The 25,180-nt window shown below is 61.5% G+C and carries 24 protein-coding genes; 6 read left to right on the forward strand and 18 right to left on the reverse strand.

Annotation, left to right across the window (positions count from 1 at the left end):
* Positions 1–57 precede the first annotated feature (57 nt).
* The 4 genes from V6767_RS13250 to cysS form a co-directional block, all read right to left on the reverse strand.
* Complete coding sequence (locus V6767_RS13250; RefSeq protein ID WP_448473928.1) at positions 58–528, reverse strand: GFA family protein; 471 nt, start codon at positions 526–528, stop codon at positions 58–60.
* Positions 518–1,015: a GFA family protein gene (locus V6767_RS13255; RefSeq protein ID WP_448473929.1), complete on the reverse strand. Its 498-nt coding sequence runs from the start codon at positions 1,013–1,015 to the stop codon at positions 518–520. Before V6767_RS13255 ends, V6767_RS13250 begins: the two co-directional genes overlap by 11 nt.
* Complete coding sequence (locus tag V6767_RS13260) at positions 1,012–1,374, reverse strand: endonuclease domain-containing protein (RefSeq protein ID WP_448474004.1); 363 nt, start codon at positions 1,372–1,374, stop codon at positions 1,012–1,014. The genes V6767_RS13255 and V6767_RS13260 overlap by 4 nt, the downstream gene beginning before the upstream one ends.
* Positions 1,375–1,937: 563 nt before the next feature.
* The gene (gene cysS, locus V6767_RS13265; RefSeq protein ID WP_448473930.1) at positions 1,938–3,434 is read right to left on the reverse strand and encodes a cysteine--tRNA ligase; all 1,497 of its coding nucleotides are present in this window, start codon (positions 3,432–3,434) and stop codon (positions 1,938–1,940) included.
* 389 nt (positions 3,435–3,823) lie between these two features.
* Here cysS and V6767_RS13270 point away from each other — a divergent pair, with 389 nt between their 5' ends.
* From V6767_RS13270 to V6767_RS13280, 3 genes are all read left to right on the forward strand, one after another.
* Positions 3,824–4,531: an outer membrane protein gene (locus V6767_RS13270; RefSeq protein ID WP_448473931.1), complete on the forward strand. Its 708-nt coding sequence runs from the start codon at positions 3,824–3,826 to the stop codon at positions 4,529–4,531.
* A gap of 415 nt (positions 4,532–4,946) precedes the next feature.
* Positions 4,947–5,651: an outer membrane protein gene (locus V6767_RS13275; protein WP_448473932.1), complete on the forward strand. Its 705-nt coding sequence runs from the start codon at positions 4,947–4,949 to the stop codon at positions 5,649–5,651.
* Between the two features lie 158 nt (positions 5,652–5,809).
* Positions 5,810–6,961: an MFS transporter gene (locus tag V6767_RS13280; protein WP_448473933.1), complete on the forward strand. Its 1,152-nt coding sequence runs from the start codon at positions 5,810–5,812 to the stop codon at positions 6,959–6,961.
* On the opposite strand, the gene V6767_RS13285 is transcribed toward V6767_RS13280, so the two are convergent.
* From V6767_RS13285 to rpsF, 11 genes are all read right to left on the reverse strand, one after another.
* Positions 6,962–7,525 (reverse strand): DUF1349 domain-containing protein, encoded by a 564-nt coding sequence (locus V6767_RS13285; protein ID WP_448473934.1) that lies wholly within the window; start codon positions 7,523–7,525, stop codon positions 6,962–6,964.
* Between the two features lie 13 nt (positions 7,526–7,538).
* Positions 7,539–8,282, reverse strand: a complete 744-nt coding sequence (locus V6767_RS13290) for an SDR family NAD(P)-dependent oxidoreductase (protein ID WP_448473935.1) — start codon at positions 8,280–8,282, stop codon at positions 7,539–7,541.
* A gap of 20 nt (positions 8,283–8,302) precedes the next feature.
* On the reverse strand, positions 8,303–9,793 hold the full coding sequence (gene purF / locus V6767_RS13295; protein ID WP_448473936.1) for an amidophosphoribosyltransferase: 1,491 nt from the start codon (positions 9,791–9,793) through the stop codon (positions 8,303–8,305).
* A 51-nt stretch (positions 9,794–9,844) separates the two neighbouring features.
* Complete coding sequence (locus V6767_RS13300; protein ID WP_448473937.1) at positions 9,845–10,435, reverse strand: CvpA family protein; 591 nt, start codon at positions 10,433–10,435, stop codon at positions 9,845–9,847.
* Between the two features lie 66 nt (positions 10,436–10,501).
* Positions 10,502–11,908, reverse strand: coding sequence for a DNA repair protein RadA (gene radA / locus V6767_RS13305; RefSeq protein ID WP_448473938.1), 1,407 nt, complete (start codon positions 11,906–11,908; stop codon positions 10,502–10,504).
* A 24-nt stretch (positions 11,909–11,932) separates the two neighbouring features.
* Positions 11,933–13,099 (reverse strand): alanine racemase, encoded by a 1,167-nt coding sequence (alr, locus tag V6767_RS13310; protein WP_448473939.1) that lies wholly within the window; start codon positions 13,097–13,099, stop codon positions 11,933–11,935.
* A gap of 62 nt (positions 13,100–13,161) precedes the next feature.
* Entirely contained in the window at positions 13,162–14,643 is a 1,482-nt protein-coding gene (locus V6767_RS13315) for a replicative DNA helicase (protein WP_448429103.1), read from the reverse strand.
* A gap of 484 nt (positions 14,644–15,127) precedes the next feature.
* Positions 15,128–15,754 (reverse strand): 50S ribosomal protein L9, encoded by a 627-nt coding sequence (gene rplI, locus V6767_RS13320; protein ID WP_448429101.1) that lies wholly within the window; start codon positions 15,752–15,754, stop codon positions 15,128–15,130.
* A complete protein-coding gene (locus V6767_RS13325; RefSeq protein ID WP_448473940.1) occupies positions 15,745–16,737 on the reverse strand; it encodes a DUF2232 domain-containing protein in 993 nt (330 codons plus the stop codon). The genes rplI and V6767_RS13325 overlap by 10 nt, the downstream gene beginning before the upstream one ends.
* Positions 16,738–17,165: 428 nt before the next feature.
* On the reverse strand, positions 17,166–17,414 hold the full coding sequence (gene rpsR / locus V6767_RS13330; protein ID WP_018062978.1) for a 30S ribosomal protein S18: 249 nt from the start codon (positions 17,412–17,414) through the stop codon (positions 17,166–17,168).
* Positions 17,415–17,517: 103 nt separating this feature from the next.
* Entirely contained in the window at positions 17,518–17,931 is a 414-nt protein-coding gene (rpsF, locus tag V6767_RS13335; protein ID WP_448473941.1) for a 30S ribosomal protein S6, read from the reverse strand.
* Positions 17,932–18,601: 670 nt separating this feature from the next.
* Between rpsF and V6767_RS13340 the strand changes: the two genes are divergently transcribed.
* Positions 18,602–19,603 carry a DUF4062 domain-containing protein gene (locus tag V6767_RS13340; RefSeq protein WP_448473942.1) on the forward strand — a complete coding sequence of 334 codons (1,002 nt, stop codon included), beginning with the start codon at positions 18,602–18,604 and terminating at the stop codon, positions 19,601–19,603.
* Positions 19,604–19,971: 368 nt separating this feature from the next.
* Here the strand turns inward: V6767_RS13340 and V6767_RS13345 are convergent, their stop codons facing one another.
* From V6767_RS13345 to V6767_RS13355, 3 genes are all read right to left on the reverse strand, one after another.
* On the reverse strand, positions 19,972–20,727 hold the full coding sequence (locus V6767_RS13345) for a siderophore-interacting protein (RefSeq protein ID WP_448473943.1): 756 nt from the start codon (positions 20,725–20,727) through the stop codon (positions 19,972–19,974).
* 69 nt (positions 20,728–20,796) lie between these two features.
* Positions 20,797–21,717, reverse strand: coding sequence for a calcium/sodium antiporter (locus tag V6767_RS13350; protein ID WP_448473944.1), 921 nt, complete (start codon positions 21,715–21,717; stop codon positions 20,797–20,799).
* A gap of 317 nt (positions 21,718–22,034) precedes the next feature.
* On the reverse strand, positions 22,035–23,081 hold the full coding sequence (locus V6767_RS13355) for an aldo/keto reductase (RefSeq protein WP_448473945.1): 1,047 nt from the start codon (positions 23,079–23,081) through the stop codon (positions 22,035–22,037).
* A 226-nt stretch (positions 23,082–23,307) separates the two neighbouring features.
* On the opposite strand from V6767_RS13355, the gene fabD reads away from it, so the two are divergent.
* Positions 23,308–24,252: an ACP S-malonyltransferase gene (fabD, locus tag V6767_RS13360; RefSeq protein WP_448473946.1), complete on the forward strand. Its 945-nt coding sequence runs from the start codon at positions 23,308–23,310 to the stop codon at positions 24,250–24,252.
* Between the two features lie 47 nt (positions 24,253–24,299).
* The gene (gene fabG, locus V6767_RS13365; protein ID WP_448465691.1) at positions 24,300–25,037 is read left to right on the forward strand and encodes a 3-oxoacyl-[acyl-carrier-protein] reductase; all 738 of its coding nucleotides are present in this window, start codon (positions 24,300–24,302) and stop codon (positions 25,035–25,037) included.
* The last annotated feature ends 143 nt before the right edge of the window (positions 25,038–25,180 follow it).

The following is a 25,180-nucleotide window of genomic DNA, read 5'->3' on the forward strand; positions in this document are numbered from 1 at the left end:
CGGGTCTCCATCCCTTCGGGCCTTTGCGGCCATTCTTATGCGTCTGTTATGCGCCTGTTATGCGTCTGAGCCGTCTTCGGACGGCCATTGGTCCGTGTCGTGGTCAGGGTGCTGGCGCGAGACGATCTCGCTTTCCTCCAGCGTCTGCGGACGTCCGGGTTTCTCGAAAAGCGTATCGATCCACGGCAGGCGGCAGTCGTGGTTGATCTGGATCTGCGGTTCGAAATGCTCCGGCTCATCAAATGCGCCGATCGCGAGCTCGACGCCACCCGAAAACTGATAGGTCAGCGGCGTGCCGCAGTTCTCGCAGAAGCCGCGCAGCACCTTGGCGGAGGAGCGAAACATCTTCGGCTTGCCGCGTGTCCATGTGAGATGCGCGATATCCGCCGTCACCAGCGCGCCGAAGAAATTGCCGAACGCCTTCTGGCACATCCTGCAGTGACAGATCGACGGTCGACCGAGATGGCTTGCGCGAAACCGCACCGCGCCGCACTGGCAACCGCCGGAAAAACTGCGTTCATCGCTCATCGTCACGCTCCTTCGGCCAATGGACTGTGTCGTGATCGGGATGCTGACGGTTGCTTCCGGCCACGCCCTCTGTTCCGCCGGGAAGATCGGAACGGTCGGTCGGCCGTTCGGGAAGGCCGGGCAGGGCATGGAAGAAGGCGACCCGCCCTTCGACGCCATCCTGCGTTGCCGGGACAATCGCGGAGGGGTCATCAAGACTGCCAAGCGTCACCGAGACATGATCGCCGCCTTCCGTCATGAAGAACAGCGGCGTGCCGCATTGCTCGCAAAAGCCGCGCTTGACATGCTCGGAAGAAAAGAACCACCGCGGCGCACCGCGCGTCAGCGAAAACGCGTCGTTGTCCGCGCTCGCCAGCGGCATAAAATAATTCCCCGCCGCCTTCTGACACATGCGACAGTGACACAGATGCGGCGTCGCAAGCGCGCCCTCGACCCGATACCGCACCGCCCCGCACTGGCAACCGCCGGAGTAGCCGCGTTCCGTCATGGCTCATGCCTCCCGATGGTTCTGAGAATATGGGTGCAAACGGCGTCGATATCGCGCAGAACATCGTCGTTCCAAACGCGGAGGACGGTCCAGCCGAGCGCGGCAAGACGCGCGGAGCGTTCTGTGTCTTCAGCGAGCCTTACGCCGTGCTGTGAGCCATCAACCTCGATGATCAGTTTGTGATCGGGGCACGCGAAATCGGCGATATAGCGATCAATTGGCATTTGCCGCCGAAACGCGAGCCCCATCAGCCGTTTGGCGTGCAGCTCGTTCCAGAGCTTCAATTCGGCATCCGTCATGTCTTTGCGCATTCGGCGTGCGTTGGCCCGCAAGCTTTTCGAGACGGCATGATGCGGCATGTTGATACTCCCCTCGATTTCCTTGCGAGGGTAAGAGTGCGGCTCTTCTGCTATCTGGCCAATAGTAATTTCAGGTCGGTCGCCAAAAACGCAGGCTAATCTGTTGCTGTGGGCGTCAGCAACCACCAATCTCCCCCCTTGAGGGGGAGATGCCCCGGCAGGGGCAGAGAGGGGTGAACCCTTTCCGGGAGCACGGCGTTTGCGGCTTATGCCCGATACCCCTCTCTGTCGCTTTCGCGACATCTCCCCCTCAAGGGGGGAGATTGTTTGGAGCGAGGGGCTAGCCACTGTGTTCACCGCTTGAATTTTCATGTAGCGACGCGCTCGCCGGTTTCCATTCCGAGACGTCATGGCAGGCGAAAAGGACGCTCTGCTTCCGTAAGCGTCTGCAGCCCATAATCTCTCCCCTTGAGGGAGAGATGCCCCGACAGGGGCAGAGAGGGGTGAACCCTTTCCGAGAGCACGGCGTTTGCAGCTTATGCCCATTACCCCTCTCTGTCGCTTTCGCGACATCTCCCCCTCAAGGGGGGAGATTGTTGGGAGCGAGGGGCTCGCAACGGTGTTCACCGCTTCACCTCCCATGTGGTGATGCGCTCGCCGGTTTCCTTGTCTTTTGAATCCTTTAGCTGGATTCCCTGAGAGGCGAGTTCATCTCGGATGCGGTCTGCTTCGGCCCAGTTCTTGTCGCGGATGAAGGCGAGGCGCTCGGTGATTTTGCGGTCGATATCTCCTTTTTGAGAGTCAAACGCGCTTAATTCATCAAAAGAATGTCTCAACACGTCGAGACCCAAGAAGTTCAAATCATTTAATAATGCTAGGGCAGGCTCTTGCCCCCTGCCAACACCGCGTGTGGCTTCTCGAACGAGATCAGAAAGATGTGTGATAGCGCTCGGAGTATTGAGATCATCCTCGAGGCACTCCAGAAGCCTCGCAGAAGGACGACCGTTACCGAGCCCCTCCACGGTTTCTAGGCCTTCCGGAGGAAGTCCCAATCCTTCTCGGATTATTCTCTCGAACGTATGGAGGTTTGCTGACGATGCTGCCAAACGATCGACAGTCCAATCGATCGGTTGAGTATAGTGTGTTGTCAGCATTGCCAGACGCACGGCCTGACCATTCCACGGAACATCACCGAATTTGCGCGTCTCCAGCAAATCATGGATGGTCACGAAATTGCCCTCGGACTTCGACATCTTCCGGCCTTCCACCTGCACGAAGCCGTTATGCATCCAGACGTTGGCCATCACATGGTTGCCGTGGGCGGAGCAGGATTGGGCGATTTCGTTTTCGTGGTGGGGGAAGATCAGGTCGAGGCCGCCGCCGTGGATGTCGAAGGTCTCGCCGAGATGCTTTTCCGACATGACGGAGCATTCGATATGCCAGCCGGGCCGGCCGTGGATCGCGACGGGTTGGCCATCGACCGTAAACCGGCCGTCCCAGCCGGGTTCGTCGGCAGCACTTTCCTTCCACAGCACGAAATCGGCGGGGCTTTTCTTGTGGGTTTCGACGGCGATGCGGGCGCCGGCCTGCTGGTCCTCGAGGTTGCGGCGCGAGAGCCTGCCGTAATCGGGCATCGAGGGCACGTCGAACAGCACCTCCCTGCCTTCCGGCCCTTCCGCCACATAGGCATTGTCCTTGTCGAGAAGCGTCTGGATCATCGCCACCATGCCGTCGATATGGTCGGTGGCGCGCGGCTCGACGGTGGGCGGCAGCACGCCGAGCGCCGCGATATCCTTGTGGAACTGGTCGGCGGTCTTCTCGGTGACGGCGCGGATCGCCGCGTTCAGCGGCAGGTCCGGATAGTCGCGCTTGGCCCGCGCGTTGATCTTGTCGTCAACGTCGGTGATGTTGCGCACATAGGTGACGTGGTCCTCGCCATAGAGATGGCGCAGCAGCCGGTAGAGCACGTCGAACACGATCACCGGGCGGGCATTGCCGATATGGGCGAAGTCATAGACCGTCGGCCCGCAGACATACATGCGCACATTGTCCGGATCGATCGGCTCGAAAGCCTGCTTCTCGCGGGTCAGCGTATTGTAGAGTCTGAGGGCATTGCCCATGTCGTCTCTCCCGAAATCCGTATTGACGAGCCGCGCCCCTGAGCCGGGTCGTCTGTCTGGGATGGATTTTCAGGACAAGAACGGCCGGCCAGCGAAGCGCTAGCGAATAATGATGCAGATCGTGCAGATGGCCGTGTTCATGCGCGGAGTTATGGCGAGTCGGGATGTCGGCGTCAAGCCCGCAACGCGGATTCTGAAGTTCACCGCTATTCAAGCACCAAATAAAATCATTATTACTAATATATAAATTAATAAACTAAAAATAGTTACAATAACATAGAATTTTATAGATAAAATTATGGTCATATTTAGAATATAAATAAGTTTTAAACTTTACCAATATAGATTTTATATGTAGTCATATTGCTGAAGCAACAGGGGGCTTAGAAATGACCAATAGACTGATGATTTGCGCTGTGGCCTTCATGCCTGCCGCTGCCAGCCAGGCTGCGGATGTCGTGTTTACGCCGCCGCCTGTAACCGATGAAGTTATCATTGCCGAGCAGACTGGTTTCACATGGACCGGCTTCTATCTCGGCGCGCTGGCTGGCTATCACTGGACTGATACCGAAACCGACACCTGGCGTCTGGTGGACAAGGACTTCCAGCTCGACAACTGGCTCGCCGGCGGGTTCTTCGGGTTCAACTATCAGTTTGACAACAATCTGGTTCTCGGTCTGGAGGGCGAGTTCGACTACGCGGCCGGCGCCAATGACCAGACCCTCGACATTATCATCGCCGGCGTGCCCGAAACCGGGACCGGTGATTTCGATCTCGGCTGGGGCGGTTCGATCAGGGGTCGGCTGGGCTATGCCTTCGACCGCACGCTGGTCTATGCCACTGGCGGCGGCGAAGTGGCAACGGGCAGCGTTACCGGCAGCGTACCGGCCTATTCCCTCGATACGAGTGAAAAGGTCATGCTCGGCTGGACGGTCGGTGCCGGCGTCGAGCAAGCCTTTACCGATCACCTGTTCGGCCGGCTCGAATACCGCTACTCCTATTTCCCGTCGGTCCACCACAGCTTTCGCTGGGACCCGGACTTCAGCATAAAGGCAAGCCAGAGCCTTCTGAAGGTCGGCCTCGGCTACAAGTTCTAGATCGCGACGGCAAGGGGGCAACGCCGGCCAGAAAGCGCAGTGCCGGGCTCCCTCAATCAGCGCGCAGTGGGATGGTCTGCCCGGCGGGAGATTTGGTGCGCGGGCGGCTGGCGCAGCGCGCACAAGGCCGCCGATTGCGCAAGGGTCCTTTAGCCCTGAAGCCTTGCCTGCTTTGCAGGCGGGTATTGTCCGTGTGCCGACATGGGCGAGAAAAAACATCTATAAGTAGTATAAGAAATCAATTGCGATTTTAGACTGATGTTCAATTTATCTTTTTAAATCAGAGGTATAGGTATTTTTGTGTGTCTTTCATGCACCAATGTACGCTTTTCCAAAAATAATAATCTAATTTAAACTATACTAATGCACTCTATGCCCTACCTTTTAATCTGGAAGAGCAACTGGGGTACATAAAATGATCAAGCGAATTTCAATTCTCGCGGCGGCGTTCGTGCCCGCCATCGGTGCTCAGGCGGCTGACGTGGTTTACACGCCGCCGGTCGTCGAGGATGTCGTTATCGTCGAGCAGCAGGGCTTTACCTGGACCGGCTTCTATCTCGGCGCCAACTTCGGCTATCACTGGACGCAGGCCAATGCCAATACCTATCGACTGCTCGACAGCAGTTTCGATTTTGACAATTGGGTTGGCGGCGCCTTCTTCGGCTATAATTACCAGCTCTCGAACGATGTCGTCGTCGGTGTGGAAGGCGAAGTCGATTACTTCGGCAATTCGGACGACCAGACGGTTCAGGTGATCATCAGCGGTGCGCCGGAGCCGGCCGTCGGCAAGTTCGAGCGCGGCTGGGCCGGTTCGCTGCGCGGCAGGCTCGGCTACGCCATGGACCGGACCCTGATCTATGCCACGGCGGGCGGCGAAGTTGCCAGCGGCAAGGTGGTAGGTTCGACCGCGCTTTATTCGCTCGACACCGGCGAACAGGCCATTCTCGGCTGGACCGTCGGCGCCGGCATCGAACATGCCTTCAACGACAACCTGTTTGGTCGCATCGAGTATCGCTACAGCGATTTCCCGAAATACGACAAGAGCTTCAGCTGGGATCCCAATTTCAGCATGGATGCATCGCAGAGCGTCGTGAAGGTCGGTCTCGGTTACAAGTTCTAGCGTCGAAGGATCTGGATAATCAGGCGGATCACCGTGATCGCCTGATCATCCCGGCCTTCCGATGAAATACGGTTGGCAGACGCGCCGGAGGGCGGGTTGCTTGGCAGAGTGATCGGGCGATAATGGTCGCTCGTGAATCACTTGCCACAGGTCATTCCTTGCCAAATCCGCTCACATTCCGGCTGCGGCTTGCCGCGTTGGTTATCGGCGTCTTTCTGATCGGCGCCAATTCGTTCATCCTCAGCCCGATCCTGAACGATGTCGCCGCATCGCTGAACACCACTGCCGTGCCGATCACCTGGTCGATCTCGGCTTTCGGCGGGGCGACCGGCCTCTCGGCCTTTTTTCTTTCTGGCATGATCGATCGGTCCGATGCGCGGCTGGTGTTTTCAGCGGCGTTTATCGTGATGGCACTCGGCTTTGTCGGCTCGGCGGCGACGCCGGTCTGGCAGGGGCTCGCCGCCGGTCAGGCGCTGGTTGGCGTCGCGACGGGCATCCTGCTGCCGGCGATCTATTCGGAGGCGGTGCGGATCGCTCCCGAAGGCGCGGGCGCGCGCTCGCTTGGCATCGTGCTGTCGGGCTGGTCTCTTTCCCTTATGCTTGGGGTGCCGCTCTCCGCGGCGCTCAGCGACATGCTGGACTGGCGCACCGCCTATTTCGCGCTCGGCGGCATTGCCGCGCTGCAGGCCGTGGCCTTTGCGATGTTCCGACCCTCCCAGCCGGTTGAGCCCGACCGCGCGAAGGGGCCAGCCAGACTCCAGGTGTTGCGCATTGCCGGGGTTCGCAGCCTGCTGGTCACCTGCCTGTGCTTCATGAGCGCCTTTTATGGCGCCTATGCGCTGCTCGGCCACCATATGCGCGAGACGCTGGGCATCAGCGCCTCGGCGGCCAGCATGGCGGCTCTGACCTATGGCATCGGTTTCGGGCTCGGCGGCGTTGCCGCGCGGCACGTGGATCGCCTCGGCCCGGCGCGGGTGTTTCCCTATATCCTGGCATGTTCCAGCGCGCTCTATCTAGTGCTGGCCTTTGCCACACAGGCATTCTGGAGTGCGCTGCTGGCAACGCTCGCTCTCGGCTTCTTCAACCATTTCGGGTTGAACCTCACCGTGCTGCGCCTGGCCGGGCGCAATCCCGCTGCGCGCGGCATCCTGATCGGTTTCAATATCACCGCGACCTATATCGCGGTGTTCTGCGGCCCCTTGCTGATGAGCGCGCTCTATGCGGCGGATGGTTTCGGCGCGGTTTCGCTGATGGCCGCCATCCTGGTTGCGGTCGCCGTGATCCTGAACTGGCGCATCCGCCGGATCTGATCAGTCGTGAAGCCGCCGCGCGATCGGCGGCCCGACCTCGAAGGCGCTGAAGCGGACTTTCAGTCCGGCGCGTTCCGGCGTGCAGGCGGTCATTCCCACCATGGCGTGGTCAGCCGGGAAGGGGCAAAGCCGCGCCATCTGCCATTTTCCGTCGCCGAGATGAAACTGGACACGGACGGCGTCGTCATGCCGGGTGATGCGGATCGAGACAGGCGTTTCCGGCGTGGCCGAATGAAGCGGGATCACGGACCAGTCCGAGACATCGCGGGTCACGACCGTCGAAAAATGCATTAGGCCGTCTGTGAACTCGATCCCGGCCTTGATCCAGCAGGTCTCGTGGATCCTCAGCATGATGCCGGCCTGATCGTAGAGCGCCTGATAATCGGCGCTGACGGTGAGGCTGGCGGAGAAATCGCCGGTCACCGGCTCGAGCCAGGCATGGCCGCTGTCGCGTGTAAAGCCGTAAAAGGTTCCGCGCCAGAAATCGGTCGCCTTGTCGGTAACAAGCGTCAGCGATGCGCCATCCGTGGACCACTCGGCCGGTTCGTTCAGCCATTCGCGCATCGCCCGGCCCCCCTTATTGCGGTAGCTGATAGTCCTTGAGGCGATCCTCGCGGACGGAATAGAGCTTGCCGCTTTCGGTGAAATCCGGCCGCGTCAGCCCCACGATCTTGGCCGCAACCTCGCTTGGATGCGGCAGCGTCATCGGATCCTCGCCGGGCGCTGCCTGGGCGCGCATGGCGGTGCGGGTGCGGCCGGGATCGACGCTGTTGACCTTGAGCCCGGTATGGGCGGTTTCGCCCGCCCAGGTGCGCGCCAGCGCCTCGACCGCCGCCTTGGAGGCGGCATAGGGCCCCCAGAACGGGCGGCAGGTATGGGCGACGCCGGAGGAGAGCAGCACAGCGCGCCCGGCATCCGACTGCGTCAGCAACGGTTCAAGCGAACGGATCAGCCGCCAGGTGGCTGTCACGTTGACGGTCATGACCTGCTCGAACACCTTGGCTTCGACATGGGCGAGCGGCGAGACGACGCCGAGCACGCCGGCATTGGCAACCATGATGTCGAGCTTGCCCCAGCGCTTGAAGATCGAGCCGCCGAGCCGGTCGATCGCGCCCATATCGGCGAGATCCATCGGCACCAGCGTGGCCGAGCCATTGCCATCGGCCTTGATCGCGTCGTCGAGCTCTTCCAGCCCGCCGACGGTGCGCGCGCAGGCAACCACATGCGCGCCTTCGCTGGCAAGCTTGAGCGCGGTGAAATAGCCGATGCCGCGGGAGGCGCCGGTGACGACGGCCAACCGCCCTTCAAGTGGTTTGGACATGGTATGCTCCGGAAGTGTTTTCAGCCGTTGCCGGCCAGAAGCTCGACCCTCGAAAACTCGCCCTCATGCTCCTTGTCGAGGAGGCGGGTCGGGTAATCGCCGGTGAACTGGTGATCGGTGAACTGCGGCAGCGCGTTGTTGCGCTTCTGGCCGCCGACAGCTTCGTAAAGCCCGTCGAGCGACAGGAATTGCAGCGAATCCGCGCCGATGAAGCGGCACATGTCGGCAAGCGTCTCGTGATTGTTGGCGAGCAGCTTGTCGCGGTCCGGCGTGTCGATGCCGTAATAATCCGGATAGTAGATCATCGGGCTTGCGACCCGGATATGCACTTCCTTGGCGCCGGCCTCGCGCAGCATCTGCACGATCTTCACCGAGGTGGTGCCGCGCACGATCGAATCGTCGATCAGCACCACGCGCGCGCCTTCAATCACCGCCCGGTTGGCAGAATGCTTCAGCTTGACGCCGAAGGCGCGGATCTGCTGCGTCGGCTCGATAAAGGTGCGGCCGACATAATGGTTGCGGATGATGCCGAGCTCGAACGGGATGCCGCTTTCCTGGGCGTAGCCGATCGCGGCCGGCGTGCCGCCGTCTGGCACCGGCACCACGACATCGGCTTCCACCGGCGCTTCCTTGGCAAGGTTGAAGCCCATATTCTTGCGGGTCTGGTAGACATTGCGGCCGCCGACGATCGAATCGGGGCGGGCGAAATAGACATATTCGAACAGGCAGAGCCGTTCCGGCTGTTTCAACGCCGGCTTGCGGCTGTCGATAGAGATCGTGCCGTCGGGCTGGACTTCGCAAATCACCACTTCGCCATTTTCGACATCGCGGATGAATTTCGCGCCGATAATGTCGAGGGCGCAGGTCTCCGAACAGAAGATCGGCTTGCCGTCGAGTTCGCCCATCACCAGCGGGCGGATGCCGGTCGGGTCGCGCGCGGCGATCAGCTTGGTGCGGGTCATCGCGATCATCGAATAGCCGCCTTCCATCTGGCCGATGGCATCGATGAAGCGGTCGGACGAGGTCTTGGCGCGCGAGCGGGCGATGAGGTGCAGCACCACCTCGGTATCGGAGGTCGACTGACAGATCGCGCCGTCGGAGATCAGCTTGCGCCGCATCGACAGCCCATTGGTGAAATTGCCGTTATGGGCGATCGCGATGCCGCCGACGCCGAGTTCTGCAAACAGCGGCTGGACGTTGCGCAGCACGGTTCCGCCGGTCGTCGAATAGCGCACATGGCCCATCGCCATCGAGCCGCTGAGGCTCTCCAGCATGGCGGGATCGGTGAAGTGGTCGCCGACGAGGCCGAGATGGCGTTCGGAGCGGAACTGCTGGCCGTCATAGGAAACAATGCCCGCCGCTTCCTGGCCGCGATGCTGCAGCGCGTGCAGGCCAAGCGCGGTGAGCGCGGCCGCATCGGGGTGGCCCAGAATGCCGAATACGCCGCATTCCTCATGCAGCGTATCGTCATCAATGCTGAAATCGTCGCTCACGTCAAAACTGGTGCTCATCATCTGGTCCGGATAAGGCGGGGCAGGGGGCCGCTGTAAATTCGTCTCGACTTATATAGCCTCGGTCGAAGCCTGTACATCGGGCGGAAGGATCACAATCGTCTTACCATCGATTTCGGCTACCACGCGGCCTTGCGCGGGCGCAAGATAAGTCTCGATCTCTTCGCCGCCCGGCAGAAGGGCCTCGAGCTTGTCGGCCAGAATATCGAGCAGCGGCTTGGACTTCGCGTTTCTGATCCAGTCCGGGCTCTGCGCGTCGCCGACCAGCCAGTTCCAGAAGGCAACGGCGACGGCCAGAATGAGAATACCGCGCAGCAGGCCAAAAACGAAACCAAGCGACCGGTCGAGCACGCCGGCGCGACTGTCGATAATATAGTCGGCAAATCGCGTTGTAACCAGCGAAAGAAGCAGCAACGCCACCAGAAAGATAATCGCGAAGGCGCCGGCCATCGCCAGACGCGGGTCGCTCAGCAGGTTTTGAAGCGGCGGGGCGAGATAGGGATAGCCGAGATAGGCGATCGCGGCGGACAGGCCCCAGGCCAGAAGCGCCAGGATTTCGCGGGAAAAACCCCTGACCATGGCCAGAAGCGCGGAAAACAGAACGACCAAAACGACGATAAGGTCAAACAGGGTCACTGGCATTCATTGCTCCGCTCGTCTTTCGGCCTTGCCTGCGGCCAGATTCTGGTTGGACCGACTCCGGAGAACTCAAAAGTCGCCGTCGTCATTCGTGCGCTCCAACCGTTTGCCGCCTGCAATTTCCGCCACAAGCTCCGGTAGAGTCTCGAATCCTTTTAACCCGTTTCCCGTGACTGTTGCAATTTCAACCGTGCCGGCCGGAAGAACGGCACTGGAAAAGCCAAGTTTCGCGGCCTCCTTCAGGCGCTGAACGGCGTGGGCGACGGGTCTGATCGCGCCGGACAGGCTGATTTCGCCGAAATAAACAGAATCGGCGGGCAGGGCAAGGCCGGCGAGCGACGAAATCAGGGCGGCCGCGACGGCGAGATCGGCGGCCGGCTCGGTAACGCGGTAGCCGCCGGCGACATTGAGATAGACATCGTGATTGCCGAGCCGGACGCCGCAATGCGCTTCTAGCACGGCGAGGATCATCGAAAGCCGCGCCGAATCCCAGCCGACCACCGCGCGCCGCGGTGTGCCGAGCGAGGTGGGCGCGACCAGCGCCTGGATTTCCACCAGCACCGGGCGGGTGCCCTCCATGCCGGCGAAAACCGCAGCCCCCGGGGCTTTCTCGTTGCGTTCGCCGAGAAACAGCTCGGAGGGATTGGCGACCTCGCGCAGGCCCTTGTCGCCCATTTCGAACACGCCGATTTCATCGGTCGCGCCAAAGCGGTTCTTCACGGTGCGCAGGATACGGTAGTGATGGCCGCGCTCGCCCTCGAAATAGAGCACGGCATCGACCATGTGCTCCACCACGCGGGGGCCGGCGATCTGGCCTTCCTTGGTGACGTGGCCGACCAGCACCATGGCGGCGCCGGTCTGCTTGGCAAAGCGGATCATCGCCTGCACGCCGGTGCGCACCTGCGTCACCGTGCCGGGGGCTGCTTCCGCCATGTCGGACCAGAGCGTCTGGATCGAATCGATGATCACCAGATCGGGACGATCTCCATGAGCGAGCGTCGCCAGGATGTCCTCGACATTGGTTTCGGCGGCGAGCAGCACCTGGGCGTCGGCAGCGCCCAGCCGTTTTGCCCGAAGGCGCACCTGGGCAATCGCTTCCTCGCCGGAGACATAGATCACCCGCTGGTTCTGGCGCGCGAGGGCCGCGGCCGCCTGCATAAGCAGCGTCGACTTGCCGATACCGGGATCGCCGCCGACCAGCACCGCCGAGCCGCGCACAAAACCGCCGCCGGTGACCCTGTCGAGTTCGGCGATCCGGCTGTGGATGCGCGGCGCTTCCTCGCTTTCGCCGTCGAGCGGAACGAGGGCGACCGGACGGCCTTTTTTCGGCGAGCGGGCGGGACCGCCGCCGATGCCGGCGGTCGGGTTTTCCTCGACGATGGTGTTCCAAGCCCCGCACGCATCGCAGCGTCCGGACCAGCGCGGCGTCACCGATCCGCAATTCTGGCAGATGAACTGGGTTTTCGGTTTGGCCAAGGTCTCGTCTTTTCGGGAGCGGTTTCAGTCCGGCTGGATATAACGGCGGTTATAGCGCAAGCCAAGGGAGGTCAGCAATTCATACCCGATGGTTCCGGCCGCCGCCGCAGCATCGTCAAGCGCGATATTGGGGCCGAAGAGCTCGACGTAGTCGCCCGCCCTGACCGCGCCTTCGGGCAAATCGGTAATGTCGAAAATTGTCATATCCATGGTGATGCGGCCGAGGATTGGCACGCGATGGCCGGCGACAAAGCCCATGCCGCCCGAGGGAACGGCCTCGCGCAGCGGTACGCCGGTTCCCGATTTGGCGCGCAGATAACCATCGGCATAGCCCGCCGAAACGATGGCGAGCCGGCTGTCGCGGGCAAGCTGCTGGGTTGCGCCGTAGCTGACATTTTCGCCCTTGCGGGCAAAGCGCGTCTGAATGATTCGGGCTTCCGCCGTGGCGGCCGGTTTCAGCCGTTTCGACGCACCGGGCGCCGAATCACCGCCATAGAGCGCGATGCCCGGCCGGGTCAGATCGAAATGATAATCCTCTCCGAGCAGAATGCCTGCGGAGGCTGAAAGGCTCGCCTCGATGCCCTCGAAGGCTTTGGCGACATCGCGAAAGCGCGCCAGTTGCGCGCGGTTCATCGGAGATGCCGCATCATCACCGCAGGCAAGGTGAGAAAGAACCAGAACCGGCGAAAAGCTTGCCGGCCGCGCGCCGTCGGCGGCAAGCCGCAGCGCCTCGTCATGCGAAAGGCCGAGCCGGTTGAAGCCGGTGTCGACCTGCAGCGCGCAGGGGTAATCGCCATAATCTGCGATCGCGGCGAAGAAGAAGGCGAGCTGTTCCTCGCTCGCCACCACCGGCACGAGGCCGTTTTCAAAGAACACCGCCTCCGTGCCGGGCCACATGCCCGACAGCACGAAGATGCGGGCTTCGGGCGCAAACCGCCTGAGCGTCGCGCCTTCCTCCGGAACGGCGACGAAGAAATCGGCCGCACCCGCCTCATAGAGCGCCTCGCCGACATCCTCGATGCCGAGCCCGTAGCCATCCGCCTTGACCACCGCGCCGGTGCGGGCCTTGCCCGAGAGCGCGCGCATGGTCCGCCAGTTGCTGACGATCGCCGAAAGATCGACCGTCAGCCGGGCAGGGGCGGCATCGAAACCGATTTCGGTCTCCATGAATTCATTCGAATATTCAGTCATGAAACTGCCGTTCGTTGCGTTGTTACGGCATGTATAGCGCGATTATCGCGTTCGAGACAGAATTATTCGTCAAAACTTGAATAGGATGGGTCCGCCAGATCGGCAAAGCGCGTGTATGCCGCCTGGAAGGCGAGGTTGGCCGTGCCGGTGGGTCCGTGACGCTGCTTGGCGATGATCACGTCGGCGGTGCCCTTGACCTTGTCGTATTTCATCTTCCACTCGTCATAGGCGGGATCGTCCGGGTCGCGCGGCTCGAGATTCTGGACGTAATATTCCTCGCGGTACACGAACAGCACCACGTCGGCGTCCTGCTCGATCGAGCCCGATTCGCGAAGGTCGGAGAGCTGCGGGCGCTTGTCCTCGCGGTTTTCCACCTGACGGGAGAGCTGGGACAGCGCGATGATCGGCACGTTGAGTTCCTTGCCTAGGGCCTTCAGGCCGGTGGTGATTTCCGTCACCTCCTGCACGCGATTCTCGCCGGATTTCTTGGAGCCGGTCATGAGCTGCACATAGTCGACCACCAGAAGATCGAGCCCGCGCTGGCGCTTCAGCCGCCTTGCGCGCGCGGAAAGCTGGGCGATCGAGATGCCGCCGGTCTGGTCGATATAGAGCGGCACCTTCTGCATGGTCTGCGAGCAGGCGACCAGCTTGTCAAAATCGGCCTCGGTGATATCGCCGCGGCGGATCTTCGAGGACGAGACCTCGGTCTGTTCGGAAATGATACGGGTGGCGAGCTGCTCGCCGGACATTTCCAGCGAGTAGAAGGCGACGACGCCGCCCTGCTTGGCCTCGATCGTGCCGTCGGGCAGCACTTCGGGCTCATAGGACGAGGCGACGTTCCAGGCGATGTTGGTGGCGAGCGAGGTCTTGCCCATGCCGGGACGGCCGGCAAGGATGATCAGGTCGGAGCGCTGCAGCCCGCCCATCTTGGCGTCAAGCGTGGCAAGGCCGGTCGAGATGCCGGAGAGGTGGCCGTCGCTTTCGAACGCCTTGCCGGCCATGTCGATGGCAATCGATACCGCGTTCTCGAAGGTCTGGAACCCGCCCTCGTAACGGCCGGTTTCGGCGAGCGCGAACAGCTTGCGCTCGGTCTCCTCGATCTGTTCGGACGGCGGCATGTCGATCGGCGCTTCATAGGCGGTGTTGACGACATCCTCGCCGATCTCGATCAACTGGCGGCGGATCGCGAGATCGTAGATCGTGCGGCCGTAATCCTCGGCATTGATGATGGTCACGGCTTCGGCCGCAAGGCGCGCCAGATACTGCGCCACCGTCAGGTCGCCGACCTTCACGTTTGCCGGCAGGTGGGTCTTGAGCGTGATCGTGTTGGCGATCTTGTCCATGCGGATCGTGTCGCCGGCGAGCTCGTAGATCTTGCGGTGGAGCGGCTCGTAGAAATGCTCGGGCTTGAGGAAGTCCGAAACCCGGTAAAAGGCCGAGTTGTTGACCAGAATCGCGCCCAAAAGCGCCTGCTCGACTTCCAGATTGTTCGGCGCTTCGCGTTGCGGTGCGGCGGCTTGGAAGGATGGCGCAAGATCGTTCATGGTGGCTTTCCGGAGGTTCCCGACTGGTTTGGCGAAGCATAGATGATCGTCACTGAGTCGCGTAGACATTCCCGCGATCGCATCGAACGCTCCCCAGTCTACCCGCTTTCCACAGGTCGAAAAAATAATCGCCCCGACGGTGGGCACTGAGTCGCGTCAACGCCTTGACACGATCATGGCGATTATACATCGCGCGCGGCTGAAGCCAAATGCAGTGCATGGGTGCAGTCCACGGCGCTCATGTGATCACGAGGAAGTGCCGCGCGGTCAATCTCCCCCCTTGAGGGGGAGATGCCCGGCAGGGCAGAGAGGGGTGAACCCTTTCCGCACGCACAGTGTATGCGGCTTATGCCCTATACCCCTCTCTGTCGCTTTCGCGACATCTCCCCCTCAAGGGGGGAGATTGAAGTCGTGGGGCTACTCCGAAAGAAAATGCCCGGCCTCGCGAGAGGCCGGGCACTTCAATACGGCAAGGCCAAACGCCTTACTTGTCTTCGTCTTCGCCGGCTTCCTCGGAGGCTTCCGGGGCTTCTTCGGCTTCGTCGTCCAGATCGTAATCGGCATCCGGGTTGAAGAAGTCTTCGGGGCGCAGCGCGTCCTCGTCGACGCCGTAGATCGCGTCGGCGGAGGTGAGGTCTTCACCCTTGGCCTGGCGCTCGGCTTCTTCCTTGGTGCGGGCGACGTTCAGCTCGATGGTGATCTCGACTTCGGCGTGCAGGTGCAGCGCGACATTGTGCAGGCCGACGGTCTTGATCGGGGCATGCAGCTCGACCTGGTTGCGGCCGACATTGAAGCCCTCTTCGGCGAGGATTTCAACGACGTCACGAGCGGCAACCGAGCCGTAGAGCTGGCCGGTTTCGCCGGCGGCGCGCACGGCGATGAAGGACTTGCCTTCCAGCACGTCGGCAACCTTCTGGGCCTCGTTCTTGCGCTCGAGGTTGCGGGCTTCGAGCACCGCGCGCTCGGCCTCGAACCGGGCCTTGTTGGCGGCGTTGGCGCGCAGCGCACGGCCGGTCGGCAGAAGGTAGTTACGCGCATAGCCGTCGCGAACCTTTACGGTTTCGCCCATCTGGCCAAGCTTGGCGATGCGTTCAAGCAGAATTACGTCCATGGTTCATTCCTTTCATCATCATCATTGTTGTTGGTGGGCGCGCCCGGTGAAAGAGCGATCGCCCGACGCGTGTCGAGAAGGCCCATGACGACGAACACCAGGGCCGGGAAGGTAAAGATCAGCGAGAGGTAGGAGAGAATGATCACCGGCACGGCCCAGCTCTTGCCGCGGGCGGCAAAATGCATGCGGGCAAGGCCGGCAAGCAGGAACCCGCCGCCGAAGGCGCCGAGGCAGGCGGCGCCGATCAGACCGATCGGGCCGCCGAAGAAGAACGTCACCACCAGCGCGGCCAGGAACACGAAGATCGCGTTGGTGTTCATCCGCAGCGCCACGGCCACATCCTCGCGCGGGCGGTTGGACAGGCCCGAGGCGATGGCGATGCGGCTGGCGAAATGGAAGGCGACGAACAGCAGGATCACCGAGGTCGCGCCCTGCACCATAGGCAGGAGCACGGCAAACATCGCCTTGTACTGCGCGATCAGCGCCGGTTCGAGGGCGAGTTCGGGGTTTTCGGAGTTCAGAGCGTCGATCACGGCGTCGATCACCTGGCCGGTGGTGTCGGGGCCGTAGCCCGCCACCGCGCCGACCACGATCAGCGCCAGCGTCACGGCGGCGCAGAGATGCATCATGATGTCGGCGAGCGGATACCACGCCATCTGGCCGTCCGGGCCGCCGATCTCGGAGGCCGGGCGCGCGAGATTGCCGAGATGGCTGAGCCAGCCGGCCGGGATCAGCGTGACGGCGAGCGTATAGAGCGCGAAGAACGGCGAGGCGAGCGCGAGACCCAGCGCGCCGGCAACCACGATGCCGACGATCGCGGGGATAAGCCCATAGCCGAGACCGGCAATCAGGATGGGAAGGGCGGAGGCGGCGGCAAGCAGCGTCGAAAACAGCACGGTCACGCCGGCGGCATAGGCAAGCGCGAAGGCTGCCACGCCGGAAAGCGCACCGATCAGCAATGTTCTTGCGTTAAGCGTCTTCATCTCGCTGTCCTGCTGTTCAAGCAGTTAGGGAAAACCTGGTTTCCCAACCTGGGTTATGTTCTCGGCTGCTGCGCGCCCACCGCGCCGGAGCCTGAGGGAGGTTGCCCTCCAGTCTCGCCGCTTTCCAACAATCTCTCCCCTTGAGGGAGAGATGTCGCGAAAGCGACAGAGAGGGGTGAACCCCTCGATAGTCCACATTCCTCTCCCCATCCGTCATGCTCGGGCCTGACCCGAGCATCTAATCACGTCTGACGCGAGCGGAGCCTGCGGGTCCTGCCTCGGTCCTTGCCCCTTACGAGACGAGCGCGAACGCCTGTCGCTTTGAGGGGTGGTTAGATCCTCGGGTCAAGCCCGAGGATGACGTCGGAGAGGGAGGCGGGCGAGGGACGCATAAGCCGCCCCGCCCGCCAAAACCTTAAAGCCGAACCTTACGAAACGACGTAGGGCAGAAGGCCGAGGAAGCGGGCGCGCTTGATGGCGCGGGCCAGTTCACGCTGCTTCTTCTGGCTGACGGCGGTGATGCGCGAGGGCACGATCTTGCCGCGCTCGGAAATGTAGCGCTGCAGCAGACGCACGTCCTTGTAGTCGATCTTCGGAGCGTTGGCGCCGGAGAACGGGCAGGTCTTGCGGCGGCGGTTGAACGGGCGACGCGTCGGGATAGAAGCGATGGCTACCATTGTAATTATCCTTTAATCTTGCGACCGGAGCAATTCCAGCAAAAGTGGGAACCGGTTTTGCGTCCGGACATTGCGCAAAAACAAAATCTAAGAGCGCCAGCTCTTAGAAGCGCGGGCGGCGTTCGCCGCGGTCGCCGCCGCGGTTGTCACGGCCGCCGTCGCGTCCGCCATCACGGCGGGGACGGTCGTCGCGGTCGCGCTTCTGCATCATGGCCGACGGACCTTCCTCATGCGCTTCGACCTTGATGGTCATGTAGCGCAGGATGTCTTCATTGATGCGCATCTGGCGTTCCATTTCGTGGATCGCGGCAGCAGGCGCTTCGATGTCCATCAGCGCGTAATGCGCCTTGCGGTTCTTCTTGATGCGGTAGGTGAGGGACTTCAGGCCCCAGTTCTCGATACGGCCGACCTTGCCGCCGTTTTCCTCGATCAGTCCCTTGTACTGCTCGACGATGGCGTCAACCTGCTGGGCCGTGATGTCCTGGCGGGCCAGGAACACGTGTTCGTAAAGTGCCATTGATATATGCCTTTCTTGCGTTTCCAGGACCCGGACTTCGGCGGCTAAGCCTCAACGACTGCTCCTGAGGGGAAACCCCGGCAAGAAAAGCGTTAGACGAGACGGTCGAGAGCGGCGACACGGGAGGCAGGCGCTTTTACCGCGCCAGGCATTTCCGCCACAGCGAAAACAGCCCTCCGTTCAGCCACCAGCCTGAAGACCGGACCTTTGGATGAGCGGCTTATACGGATTTTCGGGCGGAATGCAAGGGGTGAGCTGGAAGGAGGGGCGTTAGTGGTTGAGGGCAAGGCCAGCTCTGCGCCTCCAGAACGGTCTTTCCAAAAAAAGTCCACGGCATGGACGATCCATCTGGCACTGATCGGCGAGGCTGGGAGTACACCAGCGCTTTGTCCACGGTGAACCTATGCTGTACTCGGAAAACCCGCCTGGCGAACATTTCTACCAATCATGTGCGGAACGACTGATTACTAAGTTCAGCCGGGGCTGCTGCATGCCGGCCTGGAGTTGATTTCACGTCGCCGGAACTTGGCGCTGGACACCTTGGCCTCTTCTTACGCTGCGCGGCAGCTTGTTGGGCTGGACATGAAGCGCCGGGAAAGCAATCTTATGCGCAAAAATGGGCCGAAAAAGTCCTGACTGTTGTGTAGTTAACTTGGCTAGGAAAGTGATTATGTCGCAAAAGAAATATCAAATTTTTGTTTCCTCAACGTTTCGGGATTTATTTGAAGAGCGGCAAGACGCCATCCGAAATATTTTGGATTTGAAGCATATTCCTGCTGGCATGGAGTTGTTTCCGGCGGCGGATATTGGTCAACTCGAATACATTAAAAAGGTGATTGATGAGTGCGACTATTATCTTCTGATAATGGGTGGGCGCTACGGGTCCATGGACGCAGACGGCATAAGTTACACCGAACGCGAATATGATTACGCGGTTGAAACCGGAAAGGTCGTTGTAGCCTTTGTGCATAGCGATCCGGCAGCTATTCCAGTGGGAAAAAGTGATGTCGACCCCGAGGTTGTCGAGGCTTTAAACAACTTCAGAGAAAAGGTGATGACAGGTCGATTGGTCAAGTCTTGGGGGAGTCGACAGGAGCTAGAGCCGCTGGTCCTTAAGTCGTTGATACACGCGTTTAGCGATTTCCCTCAAGTCGGGTGGATCCGTGGAGATAGCGCAGCGAGCGATACCCTATTAGAGCAAAGTAATAAAACACTTCAGGAGAATGCTGAACTCAAGGAAAAGATACAGACGCTCCAAGCGTCCGGAAGTTCCGAAATTGAGGACATTGCCGATTTAGATGATACATTTACAGTGCGTCTTACCACATCGTATAATCCTCCTTCTTCCAGGGGAACACGCTACACACAGAGAACGATTGATCTCACTTGGAGGCAGATTTTTGTTGCTGTGGCTGGTGAACTCGACAGGGCGAAAACAGATGCCGCAATTTTATCTGCTTTAAAAGAGGCCGCGAACGAAGTTGAATTCGGATATAAGATTTCGTCAATGAATGGTACGGACAGGGTAACGATTAAAGTGCAGCTTGAAGCGCTTGGGCTGATAAAAACTATGGTTAGCAAAACGACCAACGGCAGTGTTGCCGAATTTATGACACTTACTCCAAAAGGCCGACAATTTTTTATTCAGAATCGAGTTATCAGAAAGAGTTAAGTCACTCAGTAGGCAAATCAGTGTTGCGAAACCGGCTGCGCCCTGCGGTCATTTCGCAGATGCAGCACCTTCTTCAGCATCACCGAAAAGCCTACGTCTTGCTCCATATCGATTTCCGTCGCGACCGAACATCGTGTTTGAACTGGCATCGATTATTCGTCCAACTCGGCATGAAAGCTCGGAATGGGCCGCAAGTGACCATGCGCCTGCCGACCGCGAGTGTCAGCTCTGTCAATCGCGAGGCGGAAAGCCAGCTGTCAGCAGCCGGCCCCATTGCAGCTGCTTACCTTCACAATCAGAGTTCAACACCAAAGCGCAAATTTTTACATAATCCAAGCTGCCAGCCCCATACCACGTTGCTGCCCCTCTCACCCGGCTGCCGTCTCAGCATCCGCCCGTTTCACCACCCGGTGCTGATCCTCCCCGAGCCCCTGTTTCCAGTAGCTGGAAATATAGAGCTGGTCCGGCCCAAGCCCGCGTTCCTGCCTCAGATACGCCCGCACCCGCCGCATGGTTTCGAATTCGGCGGCGCACCAGGCGTAGACGCGGCCGTTGCGCCAGGGGAGGGCGCGGACGAAGGTTTCGAATTTTTGCGGGTGATGGCCGGGTTCGGGGTTGATGAGCCAGTGCAGGGTGACGCCTTCGGGGTGGGGCAGGTCCTGGCGGTCCGCTTCGCTCTGGATCTCGATCACCGCGTCGCCGACGGCATCATCGGGCAGGGCCTCCAGATTGACGGCGATGGCGGGGAGCGCGGTCATGTCGCCGGCGACGAGATACCAGTCTGCGCCGGGCGCAAGCGGTTTGGCCGGGCCCGGTCCGCCGACGGTGATCGTCTCGCCGGGCTTTACGGTCTGCGCCCATGACACGGCCGGTCCGCCGCTGCCGTGATCGCCGTGGAGCGCGAAATCGATGTCGAGGGCGTCGGCCGTCTGGCGGCGGATCGTGTAGGTGCGCACCATCGGCTTTTCACCGGCGCCGGGCAGCATCAGCTTCACATAGCCGCCGTCCTGGTGGGGTGGAAACTTCGCCATGGCGGGGCCGCCAATGGTTACGCGTCGCATGTTCGGGGTGAGTTGCGCCGTCGAGAGGACCTCGAAGCGCTTCGGTTCTGGTCGTTTGTTCATCGCTTTAATATGACTATTATTATCATGTTTAGCAAGGCGCGACGTGAGGGCGGGGCGCGCTACACAAGGCTACACAAGCGCCCAGATATAGCCCGCATAGGCGGCCAGCATTGCAGCGCCCGTCGCCCGGTGGAATTTCGGGGCGAAGAACAGCATCAGCGCGAAGAACACCGTCGCGGCCAGCATCACCGGCACGTCGAAGGTCGCGAAGCCTTCCGGCACGGGCAGCGGCGCGATCACGGCGGTGGCGCCGATGATGCACAGCACGTTGAAGATGCAGGAGCCGGTGACATTGCCGATCGCCACGTCCGAGTGGCGCTTGAGGGCGGCGACGACGGCGGTGGCGAGCTCCGGCAGGCTGGTGCCGAGCGCCACGACCGTCAGGCCGACCACGGCGTCCGATATGCCGAAATGGGCGGCAAGCTCGGTCGCGCCGCGGATCAGGAGTTCCGCGCCGATGATCAGCAGGATCAGACCCGCGACGATCAGCACCGCCATCTTCCAGACCGGCATCGCGCCATCGGCCGGCAGTTCGGGCTTGGTCTCGGTGGCGACGGCGAAGCGGTAGGTGCGGTAGAGGAACAGCGCGAGCAGCGCCAGCAGCACCAGGCCTGCCGTCCGCCCGATCACGTCAAACTGCACCAGGAACAGGAGGAGGATGGAGGCGCCCGTCATGGCGATGGCATCGCGGCGCACATCCCGGTTCCATCCGGAAATCGGAAAGATCACCGCCGCAGCGCCGACGATCAGCAATATATTGGCGATGTTGGAGCCGACCACATTGCCCAGCGCGATGCCCGGCGCGCCGGTAAGTGCTGCGCGGATGGAAACCAGAAGCTCGGGCAGCGAGGTGCCGAAGCCGACGATGATCAGCGAGGCCACCAGCGGCGAGATCCCCATCCGCCGCGCGGTCGCGACCGCGCCTGAAACCAGCCATTCCGCTCCGAAGTAAAGCCCGACGAGCCCGAGCGCGATATAAAGAAAATCCAATGCAAGTCCCCATTCTGGCCGGCCGTCACCGGCGTTTGGGGTGGATATGGGGGCTTGTGCGCAAGAGACAATGAGGCGGGACGGAATTTGGTTAGCAGAAGTGCCGCGATCGGGGTCAAGGTGATGCGCACGGCGCCGCAGCCCACAATCTCCCCCCTTGAGGGGGAGATGTCGCGAAAGCGACAGAGAGGGGTAAAGGGCGCAAGCCCTAAAAGCCGCTAACTCCATGCTCTCGGATAGGGTTCACCCCTCTCTGCCCCTGTCGGGGCATCTCCCCCTCAAGGGGGGAGATTGTTTGGGGGCTATGCAGTCAGTCCTCAGACCGGCGCGGGAAACGCCCGGTGCACCCTTGCGATATCGCCGAGAATGTCGTCGGTCATGGCCACGTTGGCTGCGGCGATGTTGGTCTTGAGCTGGTCCATCGTGGTGGCGCCGATGATGGCGGCGGTCACGAAGGGGCGCGACAGCACGAAGCCGAGCGCCATCTGCGCCGGGTCAAGCCCGTGGGTTTCGGCAAGCTTGCAATAGGCATCCACCGCCGGTTCCTGATGCTCCTGCAGGCGGCCGCCGAGATCGGCAGACGAGACCGCCGCGCGCGAGCCTTCGGGCCGCTTTCCGTTGCGGTATTTGCCGGTGAGAAGCCCAGCGGAAAGCGGCGAGAACGCCAGCAGGCCGACATCCTCGTGAAAGGCGAGCTCCGCCATATCGAGATCGTGGTGGCGGTAGAGAAGATTGTATTCGTTCTGGATGGTGGCGATGCGGGCGCGATCCTTCGCCTCGGCGCGCTCCAGATATTTCATCGTGCCCCAGCAGGTCTCGTTGGAAAGGCCGATCGCGCGGATCTTGCCGGCCTTCACCAACTCGTCGAGCGTATCCAGCGTTTCGGCGATATCGACGCGGGCCTGATGGCGGTCCTGACCGAAAGGGGAGTAGGACCAGGAATTGCGGAAGTGGAAATGGTTCCGGTTCGGCCAGTGCACCTGGTAGAGGTCGATATAGTCGGTGTTGAGCCGCTTCAGGCTGTCATCGAGCGCGGCGCGGATGCCGGCGGGGGTTACCGGCGCGCCGTCTCTGACCCAGGGCCGGCCGGGTCCGGCCACCTTGCTGGCAAGCACGATATCGTCGCGCCTTCCGCGCGCCTTCAGCCATTGCCCGATGAATTCCTCAGTGCGGCCATAGGTTTCCGGGCCGATCGGCGTGGTCGGATACATCTCGGCGGTATCGAAGAAGTTGACGCCGTTTTCCACGGCATAGTCCATCTGGGCGGAGGCTTCCTCCAGCGTGTTCTGCGTGCCCCATGTCATGGTGCCGAGGCAGATTTGCGAAACCTTGATGCCGGTGCGGCCCAAACTTTTGATTTTCATAAGTTTACCTTGAAAAACGGCTGGTGTGATCGGTGAGGCGACTTTAGCCGGAACCGCCCCGGGCGCAAGCGCATCCGGGCTTTTTTCGGGACGGGCCCCATGACGGCGCATCATGGCGCGCCCTTGACTTGGGCGCATGAAACGTCAATTGGAGAACGAAAACCGACGCGGTCCGCTATGAAGAAGGAGCGCGCGGGGAGGTTTCACGGCAAAGAGGCTGATCGAGATGAGCGTTGCATTTACCTTTCCCGGACAGGGAAGCCAGACTGTCGGCATGGGCAAGGCGCTGGCGGACGAATTCACGGCCGCCCGACTGGTGTTCGAGGAAGTGGACGACGCCCTCGACGAAAAGCTCTCCGCCACGATCTGGGAAGGGCCGGAGGATCAGCTCCAGCTCACCGCCAACGCCCAGCCGGCGCTGATGGCGGTCTCGCTTGCAACCGTCAGGGTGCTGGAAGCCGAAGGGCTCGATCTCGCCAAGGACATTTCCTACGTCGCCGGCCATTCGCTCGGCGAATATTCGGCGCTCTGCGCCGCCGGCACTTTCTCGCTGGCCGATACCGCGCGTCTTCTGCGGATTCGCGGCAACGCCATGCAGCGCGCCGTCCCCGTCGGCAAGGGTGCGATGGCGGCGATCATCGGGCTTGAGTTCGATGATGTCGAGGCGCTGTGCGATGAAGCATCATCCGCCGGCGTCTGCCAGATCGCCAATGACAATGGCGGCGGCCAGGTGGTCATCTCCGGCAGCAAGGAAGCTGTCGAAAAGGCGGTCGGGATCGCGACCGAAAAGGGCGCCAAGCGCGCGCTGCTGCTGCCGGTCTCCGCACCCTTCCATTGTGCCCTGATGGCGCCCGCCGCCGATGCCATGGAGGAGGCGCTTGCCGAAGTCCGTCGCGGCGAGCCGGTGGTGCCGGTGATCGCCAATGTCCGCGCCGCCCCCGTTTCCGATCCCGACGAGATCACGAAGCTGCTGGTCGAGCAGGTCACCGGCCGGGTGCGCTGGCGCGAGACGGTGAGCTGGTTTGCGGCAAATGAAATCGAAACGCTCTATGAAGTCGGCGCCGGCAAGGTGCTGACCGGTCTTGCGCGGCGCATCGAGCGTGCCCTGAACGGCGTCGCGATCAACGCGCCGGGCGATATCGACGCGGCGCTGAAGGCGATCAAGGGCTGAAACCGAAACAGCCCGCCTGGCGGGCAAACATCTGACGAGGTTATGACATGTTGGATCTGACTGGCCGAAAGGCGCTCGTTACCGGCGCCAGCGGCGGCATCGGCGAGGCGATCGCCCGCATGCTCCACGCCCAGGGCGCAACCGTGGCGCTCCACGGCACCCGCGCGGAAAAGCTTGAGGCGCTGGCCGGCGAGCTTGGCGAACGCACCCATGTGTTTCCCGCCAATCTTTCGGATCGCGAGGCCGTCAAGGCGCTCGGCGAAAAGGCCGAGGCCGATCTCGGCGGCATCGATATCCTGGTCAACAATGCCGGCATCACCAAGGATGGCCTGTTCGTGCGCATGAGCGATGCCGACTGGGAAAGCGTGCTGGAGGTCAATCTCACCGCCGCCTTCGTGCTGACCCGCACCATCATGCATCCGATGATGCGCCGCCGTTTCGGCCGGGTCATCAACATCACCTCGATCGTCGGCGTCACCGGCAATCCGGGTCAGGCCAATTACTGCGCCGCCAAGGCCGGCATGATCGGCTTTTCGAAATCGCTGGCGCAGGAAGTCGCGCCGCGCAACGTCACGGTCAATTGCGTCGCCCCCGGCTTTATCGAAACCGCCATGACCGACAAGCTGAACGACAAGCAGAAAGAGGCGATCCTCGGCGCCGTTCCGATGAAGCGGATGGGCAGCGGGGATGACATTGCCGCCGCCGTTACCTATCTTGCCTCCAACGAGGCTGGCTACGTGACGGGCCAGACCTTGCATATCAATGGCGGGATGGCCATGATCTGACATCGCGGTCCGCTCCACGCGGGCCGTCAAAAATGCTGGAGAGACCGGCAACGCGGTGTTTTTTGGGCTTTGCGCTCAGAACAAAGCATGGTAAGCGGGCCGGGACTGCCAAGAACAGTCCAGCAAACGAAGCCCGGTCCATC

This window comes from Martelella sp. FLE1502 (genome assembly GCF_053484255.1).

Coding starts and splice junctions, on each gene's coding strand:
- V6767_RS13250 (WP_448473928.1), bottom strand. CDS start 528: ATGAGCGATGAACGCAGTTTTTCCGGCGGTTGCCAGTGCGGCGCGGTG.
- V6767_RS13255 (WP_448473929.1), bottom strand. CDS start 1,015: ATGACGGAACGCGGCTACTCCGGCGGTTGCCAGTGCGGGGCGGTGCGG.
- V6767_RS13260 (WP_448474004.1), bottom strand. CDS start 1,374: ATGCCGCATCATGCCGTCTCGAAAAGCTTGCGGGCCAACGCACGCCGA.
- cysS (WP_448473930.1), bottom strand. CDS start 3,434: ATGGGCAATGCCCTCAGACTCTACAATACGCTGACCCGCGAGAAGCAG.
- V6767_RS13270 (WP_448473931.1), top strand. CDS start 3,824: ATGACCAATAGACTGATGATTTGCGCTGTGGCCTTCATGCCTGCCGCT.
- V6767_RS13275 (WP_448473932.1), top strand. CDS start 4,947: ATGATCAAGCGAATTTCAATTCTCGCGGCGGCGTTCGTGCCCGCCATC.
- V6767_RS13285 (WP_448473934.1), bottom strand. CDS start 7,525: ATGCGCGAATGGCTGAACGAACCGGCCGAGTGGTCCACGGATGGCGCA.
- V6767_RS13290 (WP_448473935.1), bottom strand. CDS start 8,282: ATGTCCAAACCACTTGAAGGGCGGTTGGCCGTCGTCACCGGCGCCTCC.
- purF (WP_448473936.1), bottom strand. CDS start 9,793: ATGAGCACCAGTTTTGACGTGAGCGACGATTTCAGCATTGATGACGAT.
- V6767_RS13300 (WP_448473937.1), bottom strand. CDS start 10,435: ATGCCAGTGACCCTGTTTGACCTTATCGTCGTTTTGGTCGTTCTGTTT.
- alr (WP_448473939.1), bottom strand. CDS start 13,099: ATGACTGAATATTCGAATGAATTCATGGAGACCGAAATCGGTTTCGAT.
- V6767_RS13315 (WP_448429103.1), bottom strand. CDS start 14,643: ATGAACGATCTTGCGCCATCCTTCCAAGCCGCCGCACCGCAACGCGAA.
- rplI (WP_448429101.1), bottom strand. CDS start 15,754: ATGGACGTAATTCTGCTTGAACGCATCGCCAAGCTTGGCCAGATGGGC.
- V6767_RS13325 (WP_448473940.1), bottom strand. CDS start 16,737: ATGAAGACGCTTAACGCAAGAACATTGCTGATCGGTGCGCTTTCCGGC.
- rpsR (WP_018062978.1), bottom strand. CDS start 17,414: ATGGTAGCCATCGCTTCTATCCCGACGCGTCGCCCGTTCAACCGCCGC.
- rpsF (WP_448473941.1), bottom strand. CDS start 17,931: ATGGCACTTTACGAACACGTGTTCCTGGCCCGCCAGGACATCACGGCC.
- V6767_RS13340 (WP_448473942.1), top strand. CDS start 18,602: ATGTCGCAAAAGAAATATCAAATTTTTGTTTCCTCAACGTTTCGGGAT.
- V6767_RS13345 (WP_448473943.1), bottom strand. CDS start 20,727: ATGAACAAACGACCAGAACCGAAGCGCTTCGAGGTCCTCTCGACGGCG.
- V6767_RS13355 (WP_448473945.1), bottom strand. CDS start 23,081: ATGAAAATCAAAAGTTTGGGCCGCACCGGCATCAAGGTTTCGCAAATC.
- fabD (WP_448473946.1), top strand. CDS start 23,308: ATGAGCGTTGCATTTACCTTTCCCGGACAGGGAAGCCAGACTGTCGGC.
- fabG (WP_448465691.1), top strand. CDS start 24,300: ATGTTGGATCTGACTGGCCGAAAGGCGCTCGTTACCGGCGCCAGCGGC.